Origin of the sequence: Microcella sp. (assembly GCF_046296455.1) — a bacterium.
Taxonomy (GTDB): Bacteria; Actinomycetota; Actinomycetes; order Actinomycetales; family Microbacteriaceae; genus Microcella.
In genome coordinates this window covers 16,845-30,012 of sequence record NZ_JBKBLF010000003.1, presented here as the reverse complement: position 1 = coordinate 30,012, position 13,168 = coordinate 16,845, and the positions used below count along the sequence as shown (strand labels likewise).

Annotated in this window: 9 protein-coding genes; 5 read left to right on the top strand and 4 right to left on the bottom strand. The window is 72.0% G+C overall.

Going from position 1 to position 13,168, the window contains the following annotated elements; translation table 11 throughout:
* Nucleotide 1: 1 nt before the first annotated feature.
* Nucleotides 2-1,042 carry an iron ABC transporter substrate-binding protein gene (locus ACK4HH_RS02495; protein WP_409648039.1) on the bottom strand — a complete coding sequence of 347 codons (1,041 nt, stop codon included), beginning with the start codon at nucleotides 1,040-1,042 and terminating at the stop codon, nucleotides 2-4.
* A gap of 145 nt (nucleotides 1,043-1,187) precedes the next feature.
* Here ACK4HH_RS02495 and ACK4HH_RS02490 point away from each other — a divergent pair, with 145 nt between their 5' ends.
* The gene (locus ACK4HH_RS02490; protein WP_409648037.1) at nucleotides 1,188-1,625 is read left to right on the top strand and encodes an Lrp/AsnC family transcriptional regulator; all 438 of its coding nucleotides are present in this window, start codon (nucleotides 1,188-1,190) and stop codon (nucleotides 1,623-1,625) included.
* Between the two features lie 34 nt (nucleotides 1,626-1,659).
* Here ACK4HH_RS02490 and aceB read toward each other — a convergent pair whose 3' ends face one another.
* A complete protein-coding gene (aceB, locus tag ACK4HH_RS02485) occupies nucleotides 1,660-3,321 on the bottom strand; it encodes a malate synthase A (protein WP_409648035.1) in 1,662 nt (553 codons plus the stop codon).
* 30 nt (nucleotides 3,322-3,351) lie between these two features.
* Nucleotides 3,352-4,656, bottom strand: a complete 1,305-nt coding sequence (gene aceA / locus ACK4HH_RS02480; RefSeq protein ID WP_409648033.1) for an isocitrate lyase — start codon at nucleotides 4,654-4,656, stop codon at nucleotides 3,352-3,354.
* 139 nt (nucleotides 4,657-4,795) lie between these two features.
* Here aceA and ACK4HH_RS02475 point away from each other — a divergent pair, with 139 nt between their 5' ends.
* Both ACK4HH_RS02475 and ACK4HH_RS02470 read left to right on the top strand, forming a co-directional pair.
* A complete protein-coding gene (locus ACK4HH_RS02475; RefSeq protein WP_409648031.1) occupies nucleotides 4,796-6,265 on the top strand; it encodes a helix-turn-helix domain-containing protein in 1,470 nt (489 codons plus the stop codon).
* 111 nt (nucleotides 6,266-6,376) lie between these two features.
* Nucleotides 6,377-6,733, top strand: a complete 357-nt coding sequence (locus ACK4HH_RS02470) for a GntR family transcriptional regulator (RefSeq protein ID WP_409648029.1) — start codon at nucleotides 6,377-6,379, stop codon at nucleotides 6,731-6,733.
* Between the two features lie 9 nt (nucleotides 6,734-6,742).
* Here the strand turns inward: ACK4HH_RS02470 and ACK4HH_RS02465 are convergent, their stop codons facing one another.
* Nucleotides 6,743-10,252: a proline dehydrogenase family protein gene (locus ACK4HH_RS02465; RefSeq protein WP_409648028.1), complete on the bottom strand. Its 3,510-nt coding sequence runs from the start codon at nucleotides 10,250-10,252 to the stop codon at nucleotides 6,743-6,745.
* Nucleotides 10,253-10,404: 152 nt separating this feature from the next.
* Between ACK4HH_RS02465 and ACK4HH_RS02460 the strand changes: the two genes are divergently transcribed.
* Both ACK4HH_RS02460 and ACK4HH_RS02455 read left to right on the top strand, forming a co-directional pair.
* Entirely contained in the window at nucleotides 10,405-12,048 is a 1,644-nt protein-coding gene (locus ACK4HH_RS02460; protein ID WP_409648027.1) for a phytoene desaturase family protein, read from the top strand.
* A complete protein-coding gene (locus ACK4HH_RS02455) occupies nucleotides 12,045-12,923 on the top strand; it encodes an endo alpha-1,4 polygalactosaminidase (RefSeq protein WP_409648025.1) in 879 nt (292 codons plus the stop codon). The genes ACK4HH_RS02460 and ACK4HH_RS02455 overlap by 4 nt, the downstream gene beginning before the upstream one ends.
* Nucleotides 12,924-13,168: the final 245 nt, after the last annotated feature.

The following is a 13,168-nucleotide window of genomic DNA, read 5'->3' as shown; positions in this document are numbered from 1 at the left end:
GCTAGATCAGCCCGGCGTCGGCGAGCAGCTGCTGCGTGGCCGCGAGGTCGTCGAGGTCACTCAGGTCGAGCTCGGGGTTGAGCAGGCTCTCGAGGCTCGGCAGCCCGGCCGGCGCGTCGACGCCCGGCAGCAGCGGGTACTCGAAGGTCTGCTCGACGAAGTAGGTCTGCGCCTCGAGCGAGACGAGGTAGCGCACGAACTCGAGCGCGTCGGCGTCGGTCGCGGCGCCGTTCAGGATGCCCGCTCCGGTCACGTTGACGATCGAGCCCGCGTCGCCGGCCTCGAGAAACTTCAGCTGCGCGCGCATGTTCTCGGCGCCGACCTCGGCGGCCTGGCCGTACCAGTAGTAGTGGTTGATGAGCCCGACCTCGAGCACGCCCTCGTCGACGGCCGAGAGGATGGCGCTGTTGCCCTCGAAGATCTGGGGACTGTTGCCGGCGAGCGCCGAGACCCACTCGGCCGCGTCGTCTTCACCGTCGAGCACGCGCAGGGCGGTGACGAACGACTGGAAGCTCGCGTTGCCGGGGGCGACGCCCACGCGGCCGTTCCACTCGGAGTCGACGTAGTCGTCGATGTCGTCGGGCAGCTCGTCGGCGGTGAAGCGCTCGCCGTCGAAGACGACGACGCGCGCGCGGCCCGTGACGCCGACCCAGCTGCCGTCGGTCGAGGTGAAGCCCGCGGGCACCGCGTCGGTCACATCGGCGGGCAGGGTCGTGAAGAGCCCGGCCTGGCTGAGGGCGCCGAGCGCGCCGGCATCCTGCGAGAGAAAGACGTCGGCGGGGCTCGCGTCGCCTTCTTCGAGCAGCAGCGCGCCGAGCTCGGCGGTGTTGCCGTAGCGCACCTCGACCTCGATGCCCGTCTCGGCCTCGAACTGGTCGATGAGCGGCTGCACGAGCTCTTCGTCGCGACCCGAGTAGAGCGTGAAGGCGCCGTCGGCGGTGGGCTCGGTGGGCTGCTCGGTGTCGACCGGGGCGGCGCAGCCAGCGAGCAGCAGGCCGGTGGCGGCGAGGGCGGTGAGCGAGAGGGGTGCGGTGACGCGCATAAGAGGGGATGCTCCAGAGGAGTAGAGAGGACGGAAACCGGCGGCGGCTGCCGAACAGCGACCGCGCCGTCGGTAAGGTTAGCCTTACTTTACCTCGCCCGCCACTCAGGATGCTGAGCGCGAGCCGAGCGCTACGCTCACGGTCATGGATGCCATCGACTACCGCATCATCGACCAGCTGCGCCAGAACGCCCGCGCGGGCTACGGCGACATCGGCGATGTGGTGGGGCTCTCAGCCTCGGCCGTCAAGCGCCGCGTCGATCGGCTCGTGGCCGACGGCGTGATCCGCTCGTTCACCGTGCAGGTCGACCCCGCGGTCGACGGCATGGCGGTCGAGGCCTACGTCGAGCTGTTCTGCCGCGGTACGGTCGCGCCCGACGAGCTGCGGCGCATCCTCTCGGCCGTGCCCGAGGTCGTCGACGCGGGCACCGTGACGGGCGACGCCGACGCGATCGTCCACATCCGCTCGCGCGACATCGCCTCGCTCGAAGACGCCCTCGAGCGCGTGCGCGTCGCCCCCAACGTCGACCACACGCGCAGCGCGATCATCCTCACGCGCCTGATCGACCGCCGCAACCAGTAGTCGCGGCGGCCGATCAAGGCGGCGTGCAGGGCTGTCAGGCGGCGGCGAACTCGCGCACGGGCTCCTGCGTCAGCGGTTGCTCGCGCTCGACGAGGAACCGCGTGTAGGCAGGCACCGTCAGGAAGGTCGGGAAATCCTCCTGCAGCGTCACCGTGCGGAACACCTCTTCGGCCTCGACCAGCTTGTGGCCCTCGGGGCGGGGCAGCTGCGCGAGAACGTCGGCGAGCATCCCCTCGACCAGTTCACGGGTGATGGGCTCGCCCTCGACCGTGCCGTGGTCGTGGTGCATCCATTGCCAGAGCTGCGAGCGGCTGATCTCGGCCGTCGCGGCGTCTTCCATGAGGTTGTCGATCGCCGCGGCGCCCACACCGCGCAGCCACGACTCGAGGTAGCGCACCGTGATCGACACGTTCGCACGCACGCCCGCGAGGGTGACCTCGCCGCCCGCGGAGCGGATGTCGAGCAGGTCGCGCGCCGTCACGTGCACGTCGTCGCGCTGCCGGTCGAGCTGGTTCGGGCGGTCGGCGAGCACCGCGTCGAACTCGGCGCGCGCCGTCGGGATGAGATCGGGATGCGCGACCCACGAGCCGTCGAAGCCGTCGCGGGCCTCGCGGCGCTTGTCGGCGGCCACCCGCTCGAGCGCCCGCTCGGTCACCTCGGGGCTGCGGCGGTTCGGGATGAACGCGCTCATGCCGCCGATCGCGTGCGCGCCGCGCTTGTGCGCCGTCTTGACGAGCAGCTCGGTGTACGCGCGCATGAACGGCAGGGTCATGAGGATGCGGTCGCGATCGGGCAGCACGAACCACTGGCCCCGACCGCGGTAGTTCTTGATGATCGAGAAGACGTAGTCCCAGCGCCCCGCGTTGAGCCCCGCGCAGTGGTCGCGCAGCTCGTAGAGGATCTCCTCCATCTCGAACGCGGCCGGGAAGGTCTCGATGAGCACCGTCGCGCGGATGGTGCCGTGCGGCAGCCCGAGCTCGGCCTCGGTGAAGGTGAACACATCGTTCCAGAGACGCGCTTCGCGGTGGTTCTCGATCTTCGGCAGGTAGAAGTACGGGCCCCTGCCGCGCAGGATGAGCTCGCGCGCGTTGTGGAAGACGTACAGCCCGAAGTCGACGAGGCTCGCGCTCGCGGCGTAGGTGCGGCCGCTGCGGTCGGTGTGCTCGAGGTGCTTCTCGACGAGGTGCCAGCCGCGCGGGCGCATCACGATCGTCGGGGTGCGCTCGGCGGTGACGCGGTACTGCTTGCCCTCGGGAGAGGTGTATTCGAGCTCGTCGCGGATCGCATCCTTGAGCGAGAGTTGCCCCTCGATGATGTTGCCCCACGTCGGGCTCGTCGCGTCTTCCAGGTCGGCGAGCCACACGTTGGCGCGCGAGTTGAGCGCGTTGATCGTCATCTTCGGGTCGCAGGGGCCGGTGATCTCGACGCGACGGTCGACGAGACCGGGGCCGGCGCCGGCGACGCGCCACTCCGCATCCTCTCGAATGGATGCCGTCTCAGGCAGAAAGCGCAGGTCGCGGCCGTTGCCGAGGTCGTAGCGCAGCTGCATGCGCTCGGCGAGCAGCTCGTGGCGGCGGCCGGCGAACCGGTGCTGCAGCTGCTCGACGAAGGCCAGGGCATCCGGCGTCAGGATCTCGTCGTAGCGCGGCCGCATCGGGCCGGCGATGGTCAGTGATGCAGTGGTCAGATTGTTCATGATCGTCTCCGTGTGTCTCGATCGGTCGGCTTAGTGGAACTGCTCGGACTCGGTGGAGCCGACGAGGGCCAGGGTCGCGCTCTCGGGGTTTAGAGCCGTGGCGATGAGGTCGAAGTAGCCGGTGCCCACTTCGCGCTGGTGCTTGGTGGCGGTGTAGCCGTGGGCCTCGGAGGCGAACTCGGCCTCTTGCAGCTCGACGTAGGCGCTCATCTGGCGGTCGCGGTAGCCGCTTGCGAGCTCGAACATCGAGTGGTTGAGCGAGTGGAAGCCCGCGAGGGTGATGAACTGGAACGCGTAGCCCATGGCCGACAGCTCGCGCTGGAATTTGGCGATGGTGTCGTCGTCGAGGTGGCGCTTCCAGTTGAACGACGGCGAGCAGTTGTACGCGAGCTTCTTGCCGGGGAATTCTTTGTGGATGCTCTCGGCGAAGGTGCGCGCGAGCTCGAGGTCGGGCTCGCTCGACTCGACCCAGAGCATGTCGGCGTACTCGGCGTAGGCGTGCCCGCGCGCGAGCACCGGACCGATGCCGGGCTCGACCTCGTAGAAGCCCTCGGCCGTGCGGCCGCCGGTGAGGAAGGGCTTGTCGCGGTCATCCACGTCGCTCGTGATGAGGTTGGCGGCGAGCGAGTCGGTGCGCGCGATCACGATGGTGGGCACGTCGGCGACGTCGGCCGCGAGGCGCGCGGCGTTGAGAGTGCGGATGTGCTGGCTCGTCGGCACGAGCACCTTGCCGCCCATGTGGCCGCACTTCTTCTCGCTCGCGAGCTGGTCCTCCCAGTGCACACCCGCCGCGCCGGCCTCGATCATGCCGTGCATGAGCTCGTAGGCGTTGAGCGGGCCGCCGAAGCCGGCCTCGGCGTCGGCGACGATGGGGGCCATCCAGTCGCGGCCGTCGTGCTCGATCTGGCCGGCGCGCAGCAGCGCGTTGTTGATGCGGCGCACGACGGCGGGCACCGAGTTGGCCGGGTAGAGGCTCTGGTCGGGGTAGGTCTGGCCCGAGAGGTTGGCGTCGGCGGCGACCTGCCAGCCGCTCAAGTAGATGGCCTTGAGACCGGCGCGCACCTGCTGCACGGCCTGGTTGCCGGTGAGGGCGCCGAGGGCGTAGGTCCACTCCTCGGGGTTGCCCGTGTTGGCCTGGATCTGCTGCCACAGCTTCTCGGCGCCGCGGCGGGCGAGCGTGCGCTCTTCGCGCACGGGGCCGCGCAGCGCGACGACGTCGTCTGCGGTGTAGTCGCGGCGCACGCCGTTCCAGCGCGCGTCGGTCTTCCAGCGGGTCTCGAGCTCGGCGGCGGTCTCGGTCTGGTCGCCCGGGCGGGTCGGCTGGTGCTGCGTCATGAGGTGCTCCTGAAGGTCGGTGGTTCGAGGTCGTGTCAGCCACACTGGGCGAAGAACGCCCCCCTCGACCGAGACTTCTTGACTGAAATACCCGCAGATTTCAGTTGCGCCGAAAAGTTCGGGCTGTCAGGCTCTCGACATGCTCGATTCCCCGCTCGCCCGCACCCATGCTGATGAGGTGATCGACGCCCTGACCCTCGGCCAGCGCCTGCGCGCGCTGCGCACCGCTGCGGGGCTGACCCTCGCCGAGGTCGCCGAGGCCGTCGGCATCGCCACCTCGCACTTGAGCGTGCTCGAAAACGGCAAGCGCGAGGCCAAGCTCAGCGAGCTGCAGGCGATCGCGCGGGCGGTGGGCGCGAGCCTCGACGAGCTGCTGAGTGCGGCACCCCTCACGGGACGCGCGGCACTCGAGGTCGAGCTCGCACGGGTGCAGGCCGGTCCGCTGTTCGCGAGTCTGGGCATCCCGCCCCTGCCCCTGCGCAAGAGCCTCAGCGACGAGGCGATCGCCACGGTGCTCGCCCTGCACGCCGAGCTGCAACGCGTGCACAGCGAGCGCGCCGCGACGCCCGAAGAGGCCCGGCGCGCCAACACCGAGCTGCGGCGCACGATGCGCGCCCGCGGCAACTACTTCGGCGAGCTCGAGAAGCAGGCCGCCGACCTGCTGAAGGCCGTCGGGCACGAGGGCGGCCCGCTCTCTCAGCGCCTCGCCGCCGAGCTCGCCGCGCACCTCGGCTTCACGCTGCACTACGTCGGCGACCTGCCCGCCTCGACCCGCTCGGTCACCGACCTCGAGCACGGCCGCATCTACCTGCCCGTGCAGACGGCTCCGGGGCGGGATGCTCGCACGACGCTCCTCCAAGCGCTCGCGGGCCACGTGCTCGGGCGATCGGAGCCGCGCGACTACGCCGAGTTCTTGACGCAGCGCGTCGAGACGAACTACCTCGCCGCCGCGCTGCTCATCCCCGAGGCCGATGCCGTGGCCTTCCTGCAGCGCGCGAAGCAGCGCCGCGAGCTCGCGGTGGAGGACCTGCGTGACGCCTTCGCCGTCTCGTACGAGACGGCCGCCCACCGGTTCACCAACCTCGCGACCGAGCACCTCGAGATTCCCGTGCACTTCTTGAAGGTCAGCTCGCAGGGCGTGCTCGCGAAGGCCTACGAGAACGACAGCGTGCAGTTTCCGACCGACGCGCTCGGTGCGGTCGAGGGGCAGCTCGTGTGCCGCAAGTGGTCGGCGCGCCAGGTGTTCGACGAGCCCGACCGCTTCAGCCCGTACCACCAGTACACCGACAAGCCCACGGGCACCTACTGGTGCACCTCGCGCATCGAGGCCGGAGCCGGGGGCGACTTCTCGATCTCGGTGGGCACGCCCTTCGCGCACGTCAAGTGGTTCCGCGGGCGCGAGACCGACCGACGCGGGGCGTCGACCTGCCCCTCGCCGGAGTGCTGCCGCCGGGCGCCCGCCGACCTCGCGGCGCGGTGGTCGGGGCGCGCGCGGCCGCAAGCGCGCATCCATGCCAGCCTGCTGGCGACGCTGCCCACCGAGTCGTTCCCCGGCGTCGACCAGACCGAGGTGCTCGGCTTTCTCGAACGGCACGCGCCGACCCCCTGACCCGGGGCGCTTTTCGCAACTCATGCTGAACGGCCCGATGTGCGTCAGTACGGCAGCACATCGCGACCCTCAGCCTGAGTTGCGAACAGCGCGCGCGGATACGCTCGGCGCATGAGGTTCACGATCGACGCGAGTGCGGCGACGCCGCCGTTCGAGCAGCTGCGCGTGCAGGTGCGCGACGCGGTCGCGGCCGGAGAGCTCGTCGCGGGCGCCAAGCTGCCGACCGTGCGCGCGCTCGCCGAGCAGCTGGGGCTCGCCGTCAACACCGTCGCCCGCGCCTACCGCGAGCTCGAGACCGATCGCGTGATCGAGACCCGCGGTCGAGCCGGATCGTTCGTCGCGCCGCAGGGCGATGCCGGGCGGCAGCAGGCCCAGCTCGCCGCACGCGCGTTCGTCGACCAGGCTCGGCGGCTCGGGCTCGACGACGCGGCCGCGCTCGACCTGGTGCGCGCGGCCCAGCGCGGCTGAGCCTTTGATCTACAGCTCGAGCTCGGCCATCGCCGGGAACGGGTTGCCGAAGCGGTGCGCCGTGATCGACACGGCCTGCTCGCGCAGGAACGGCAGCAGCTCGACGCGGCCCGCGGCCGTCACGGCTCCCGACCAGATCGCGACGTCGGGGTCACCCTCGAGCGCATGGTGCAGCGCGCGCGCGACCTCCGCACCGTTCGGCGCGATGACGCGGATGCGCGCGGGGCGCACCTCGCGCATCCGCTCGCTGAAGCGCGCATCCGTCTCGATCCCGATCGAGGCCGCACGCAGCGCCGAGACGCCGGTGTCGAGCAGCGCGAGCAGGCTCGCCGGCAGCGGCACCGCGCTGCTGATGTCGAGGCGCGACCCGGCGCGCGCGGCTGCGAGCAGCACGCGCACGACGTCGGCCATCGCGGCGCCCTCGGCCGCCCGAACGGTGACCGGCGTGCGGCGGTACCGGAGGAGGTTGCGCTCCACGATGGAGCCGGCCGAGGATCCGAGCCGGCTGTCGTCGCGCGCCACGCCGAACTCGTCCTGCCACGCGCGCTGGTCGCTCAGCGCGCCCGCGCGGGCGGCGTCGAAGCCGGTGAAGTCGAGGCCCGGCTGGCTCGCCTCGAGCACCTCGCGCACTCCCTCGTCGAGTCCGCGCAGGCTCAGGTTCTCTTTCGGGCTGCGCGGCACGGGCGCGAACGACCCGAAGCCCATGACGTACGAGGGCCCGCCGGCCTTGGTTGATCCACCGACGCTCGAGCGCTTCCAGCCGCCGAAGGGCTGCCGCCGCACGATCGCGCCCGTGATGCCGCGGTTCACATAGAGGTTGCCGGCCTCGACGTGGTCGAGCCAGTACTCCACCTCGTCAGCGTCGAGCGAGTGCAGCCCGGCGGTGAGCCCGAACGCGGTGGCGTTCTGCAGGTCGAGCGCCTCGTCGAGGTCGCGCGCGCGCATGAGGCCCAGCACGGGGCCGAAGAACTCGGTGGTGTGCACGGCGCTGCCCGCCGCGACGCCGCGACGCACGCCGGGGCTCCACAGCTCGCCCGAGGCGTCGAGCGCCCGCGGTTCGACGAGCCACTGCTCGCCCTCGTCGAGCGTCGTGAGCGCCCGCAGCAGCTTTGCCGAAGCGCGTTCGATGAGCGGCCCGACGACCGTGGTCGGCTCGAGGGCGCGACCGACGCGCAGCGTGCGCACGGCATCCACGAGCTGGCGCTCGAAGCGCTCCGATGTGGCGACCGAGCCGACGAGGATCGCGAGCGACGCGGCCGAGCATTTCTGCCCGGCATGGCCGAACGCTGACTTCACGAGGTCGGCGACGGCGAGGTCGATGTCGGCGCTCGGCGTGATGACGATGGCGTTCTTGCCGCTCGTCTCGGCGAGCAGCGGCAGGTCGGCCCGCCACGAGCGGAACAACTCGGCCGTCTGCCACGCCCCCGTCAGCACGAGCCGGTCGACGGCCGGGTGCGCGATGAGCGCTTGCCCCACCTCGTTCTCGGGAACGTCGATGAAGCGCAGCACGTCGCGCGGCACCCCCGCGTCCCACAGCGCGTCGACCATGACGGCCGCGCTGCGGCGGGTCTGCGGCGCGGGCTTGATGATGACGGCGCTGCCCGCGGCGAGCGCCGCGAGCACGCCCCCGGCGGGGATGGCGACGGGAAAGTTCCAGGGCGGCGCGACGACGGTCAGGCGCACGGGCGCGAAGGTCGCGTCGTCGATACGCGCGAGGTCGCGCGCGCTCTCGGCGTAGTAGTGCGCGAAGTCGATGGCCTCGCTCACCTCGGGGTCGCCCTCGGCGAGCGCCTTGCCGGCCTCGGCCGCCATCACCTCGAGCAGGTCGGCGCGGCGGGCGGCGAGCATGCGCCCCGCCTGATGCAGGATGCCCGCACGGTCATCGACCGACCGCGCAGCCCACCCGGCCGCGGCCTGCCGGGTCTCGGCGACGATGCGTTCGATCGCGGCGACCGAAGCGACGCGGCTCACCTCGACGAGCGAGACGCCGCGGGTCGTCGTGGCGGCCCGCTCGAGGATCGCGCGGGCCCACGCGCGGTTGCCCGGCAGCGCGACGTCGGTGTCGGCGGCGTTCGTGAAGCCCGTGCGCACGCCGCCCGGCTCGGGCAGCGGGGCGGGCTCGTCGAGGGGTCGCTCGTCGAGCCGGTTCTGCACGCGGTGCGGTGCGGGCGCGGCGGGTGACGCCTGGAAGGCCGCGAGCGAGTCGCGGAACCGCTGCTCCTCCCGCGCGAAGATGGCCGCGTCGCGCGAGAGCTCGAAGACCCCGGAGAGGAAGTTCTCGGTGCTCGCGTTCTCTTCCAGCCGGCGGATCAGGTAGCTGATGGCCGACTCGAAGTCGCGCGGGTGCACGACGGGCGTGTACAGCAGCAGGTGCCCGACGGTCCGGCGCACGGCCTCGGCCTGGTCGGGCGCCATGCCGAGCAGCATCTCGACCTCGACGCGGTCACTCACTCCGCGCGCCTTAGCGAGCAGCCATGCCCACGCGATGTCGAACAGGTTGTGGCCGGCGAGGCCGATGCGCACCGCATCCACTCGATCGGGGCGCAGGGCGGCCTCGAGCACGCGCTTGTAGTTGGCGTCGCTGTCGCGTTTGCTGGGCAGCACGGCGACGGGCCAGTCGTGGAGCGCAGCATCCACTCGCTCCATGGCGAGGTTGGCGCCCTTGACGACGCGCACCTTGATGCCCGCGCCGCCCGCCGCTCGGCGCTGCTGCGCCCACAGCGTGAGCCGGTCGAGCGCGGGCAGCGCCTCGGGCAGGTAGGCCTGCAGCACGATGCCGGCCTCGTACCCGCGCAGCGAGGGCCGGTCGAGCAGCCGTTGGAAGACCTCGATCGTGAGGTCGAGGTCGCGGAACTCCTCCATGTCGAGGTTGAGGAAGGCCGGATTGACGCCGAGCGCCGCCGTGTCGTAGAGGGGCACGAGCCGCTCGACGACGCGCTCGACGGTCTCGTCGAAGGCCCACATGCTCAGCTGGCTGACGACGGCCGAGACCTTGACCGAGACGTAGTCGACGTCGGGCCGCTTGACGAGCTCGGTGATGCCCGCGAGGCGCCGGTCGGCCTCGCCGTCGCCGAGCACGGCCTCGCCGAGCAGGTTGATGTTGAGCCGGTCACCCTCGCCCTGCAGGCGGTCAAGCGTGCGCCCGAGGCGGGTCGGGGTCGCATCGACGACGAGGTGCCCGACCATGCCGCGCAGCACGCGCCGCGCGATCGGCACGATCGGCCAGGGCAGCAGGCGCGCGAGGGGGCCGCCGATAGCGATGAGCACGCGCAGCGGCCACGGCAGAAAGCTCGGGATGCGGTGCGCGAGCTGCTCGAGATTGCGCGCCGCGACGCCGAGGTCGTCGGGTCGCGCCACCCGGTCGACGAAACCGATCGCGAACTCGAGCCCTACGTCGTCCTGCAGCAGCCCCGCGAGTCGGGCCGCGCCGGCATCGGTCGGAGCGCCCTCGGTCTGCCGCAGCCACTGCCGCACGAGGCCGACGGCGGCATCGGCGTCGGGCTGCTCGAGAGTCGTCACGCCTCTATCCTCCCCCTCGACGGCGCGCCCCGTCGCCCCTGTGACCAAATGAAGGAACGCGCGGCTCACCGACGGGCTCACGCGCAACGTGATGGGGCCAGCGGGTTCTGACTCCTTCATTTGGCATCGGGCGGCCCGGCTACGCTGGCGCCATGGGCACGAAGCGCGACGTTGTCATTATCGGCGGAGGCCACAACGGCCTCACCGCCGCCGCCTACCTGGCTCAGGCCGGCCTCGACGTGCAGGTGCTCGAGCGCCTCGACGTGCTCGGCGGCGCCGCGATCTCGGCCGAGGCCTTCGCCGGCGTGGATGCGCGCCTGAGCCGCTACAGCTACCTCGTCAGCCTGCTGCCGCAGCGCATCATCGACGACCTCGGGTTGCAGATCGAGCTCGCGCCGCGCCGCTACAGCTCGTACACCCCCGCCCCCGGAGCCGACCACGGCCTGCTCGTGGACAACCATGACCCGCTCGCGACCGCGGCGAGCTTCGCGGCGCTCGGCGCCGAGGACGACGCGCTCGCGTGGGCGCAGTTCTACGAGGGCACGCAGCACCTCGCCCGCGCGCTCTTCCCGACCGTGACCGACCCGCTGCTGACGCGCGCTGAGGCCCGGGCGGCGGTGGTCGCCTCGGCCGAGACGGCCGGAATCGACGGCGCCGCGCTGTGGGATTCCCTCATCGAGCAGCCCGTCGGCCGCACGATCGCCGACACCTTCGCGAACGACCTCGTGCGCGGCGTCGTCTACACCGACGCGCTCATCGGCACCTTCGCGCCGAACGACGACGAGACGCTGCTCGCCAACCGCTGCTTTCTGTACCACGTCATCGGCGGGGGCACGGGCGACTGGAACGTTCCCGTCGGCGGCATGGGCGCCGTGTCGGGCGAGCTCGAGCGGGCCGCGCGGCTCGCGGGCGCGACCCTCACGACGGGGGCCGAGGTCACCGCGCTTACCTCCGACACCAGCGCCGGCAACGGCGACAGGCAACACTGTGTGCGCTGGATCGACGCCGCGGGCGCCGAGCACGAGACGACCGCCGAGCACGTGCTCGTCAACTGCTCGCCGCACGAGCTCGCGCGGCTGCTCGCGGCGGGCGACGAGGGCGCAGCATCCACGACCGACGGCGGCGCCGCACCGCCCGCCGAGGGCGCCCAGGTGAAGGTCAACCTGCTGCTGCGCCGCCTGCCGCGCCTGCGCGACGCGAGCGTCGACCCGGCCGCGGCCTTCGGCGGCACCTTTCACATCAACGAAACCTTCAGCCAGCTGCAGCGCGCCTACGACGAGGCCGCGAGCGGACAGGTGCCGAGCGTCATTCCCGCCGAGATCTACTGCCACTCGCTGACCGACCCGAGCATTCTGGGCCCCGAGCTGCGCGCGAGGGGCGCGCACACCCTCACGGTCTTCGCGCTGCACGTGCCCGACCGCCTGCTGACCGAGGCGAACAACGAGGCGATGCGCGCGACCCTGCAGCGCGCCGTGCTCGACTCGCTCGACTCGGTGCTCGCCGAGCCCATCGAGAGCCTGCTGCTGACCGACGCGAACGGCGAGCCGTGCGTCGAGACCAAGACGACGCGCGACCTCGAGCACGTGCTGCGGCTGCCGGGCGGCAGCATCTTTCACGGCGACCTCGCGTGGCCGTGGGCAGAGGATGACGAGCCGCTCGACACCCCCGCCCGCCGCTGGGGCGTCGACACCGGCCTGCCCGGCGTGCTGCTGTGCGGCTCGGGCGCGCGCCGCGGCGGCGCCGTGAGCGGCATCGCGGGCCACAACGCCGCGATGGCGGTGCTCGAGTCGCGATGACACCATCGGGCCGGCGGGCGCGCTCCGGGTTCGGGATGCTCGCCGCGAGCATCGCCCTCGTGCTGAGCGCGTGCACCGCGAGCGCACCGGCCGCACCGCCCGAGTCCGCGCCGCCCGCGACCACCGACCCCGCCGCCGCCCGGTTCGCCCTGCCGTCGGAGGGCCGCATCGACTACCAGCTCGGCGGGGCCTCGACGCCCGCGCCCGGCGTGACGATCGTGGTGCGCGACGCGACCGAGCGGCCCGCGCCGGGCCTCGCGAGCATCTGCTACCTCAACGGCTTTCAGACCCAGCCGGGCGAGCTCGACGACTGGCTCGCCACGGCGCCCGACGCCGTGCTGCGCGATGCCGCGGGCGACCCGGTCATCGACCCGAACTGGCCCGACGAGGCCCTGCTCGACCCGCGCACGCCCGAGGCCCGCACGGCGATCGTCGACCGGCTCGGCCCGCTCATCGACGGCTGTGCCGCCGCGGGCTTCGTGGCCGTCGAGTTCGACAACCTCGACAGCTACACCCGCGCGGGCGGCGCGCTGACGGCCGACGACGCCCTCGCGCTCGCGACCCTGCTCGTCGACCGCGCGCACGCCGCGGGGCTCGCGGCCGGGCAGAAGAACGCGCTCGAGCTCGGCGCGCGCGGGCGCGACGAGGCCGGCTTCGACTTCGCCGTGCTCGAGGAGTGCGACCGCTGGGCCGAGTGCGCGCTCGCCACCGCGGTGTACGGCGAGCAGGTGCTGAACATCGAGTACGCCGACGACCTGCGCGGCTCATGGGCCGACGTCTGCGCGCGCGGCGAGGTGCCCGCGCTCACGGTGCTGCGCGACCGGATGCTCGCACCCCCCTCGAGCCCCGACCACGTGCTCGACCACTGCGTGTAGAAGACGAGGAGCCGCTCGACACCCCCGCCCGCCGCTGGGGCGTCGACACCGGCCTGCCCGGCGTGCTGCTGTGCGGCTCGGGCGCGCGCCGCGGCGGCGTTAGCGGCATCGCGAGCCACAACGCCGCGATGGAGGTGCTCGAGTTGCGATGACCTCACTACTGAAACGCGGTCGACTCGCGGTGAAGGTAGGCGGCTCAACGCCGTAGAGTAAGACGAACTCTCACATTTCAAAGGAGGCCCGGA

What these genes read in the sequence shown, in the direction of transcription:
- ACK4HH_RS02495 (WP_409648039.1), bottom strand. Translation starts at nt 1,042, where the DNA reads ATGCGCGTCACCGCACCCCTCTCGCTCACCGCCCTCGCCGCCACCGGC.
- ACK4HH_RS02490 (WP_409648037.1), top strand. Translation starts at nt 1,188, where the DNA reads ATGGATGCCATCGACTACCGCATCATCGACCAGCTGCGCCAGAACGCC.
- aceB (WP_409648035.1), bottom strand. Translation starts at nt 3,321, where the DNA reads ATGAACAATCTGACCACTGCATCACTGACCATCGCCGGCCCGATGCGG.
- aceA (WP_409648033.1), bottom strand. Translation starts at nt 4,656, where the DNA reads ATGACGCAGCACCAGCCGACCCGCCCGGGCGACCAGACCGAGACCGCC.
- ACK4HH_RS02475 (WP_409648031.1), top strand. Translation starts at nt 4,796, where the DNA reads ATGCTCGATTCCCCGCTCGCCCGCACCCATGCTGATGAGGTGATCGAC.
- ACK4HH_RS02470 (WP_409648029.1), top strand. Translation starts at nt 6,377, where the DNA reads ATGAGGTTCACGATCGACGCGAGTGCGGCGACGCCGCCGTTCGAGCAG.
- ACK4HH_RS02460 (WP_409648027.1), top strand. Translation starts at nt 10,405, where the DNA reads ATGGGCACGAAGCGCGACGTTGTCATTATCGGCGGAGGCCACAACGGC.
- ACK4HH_RS02455 (WP_409648025.1), top strand. Translation starts at nt 12,045, where the DNA reads ATGACACCATCGGGCCGGCGGGCGCGCTCCGGGTTCGGGATGCTCGCC.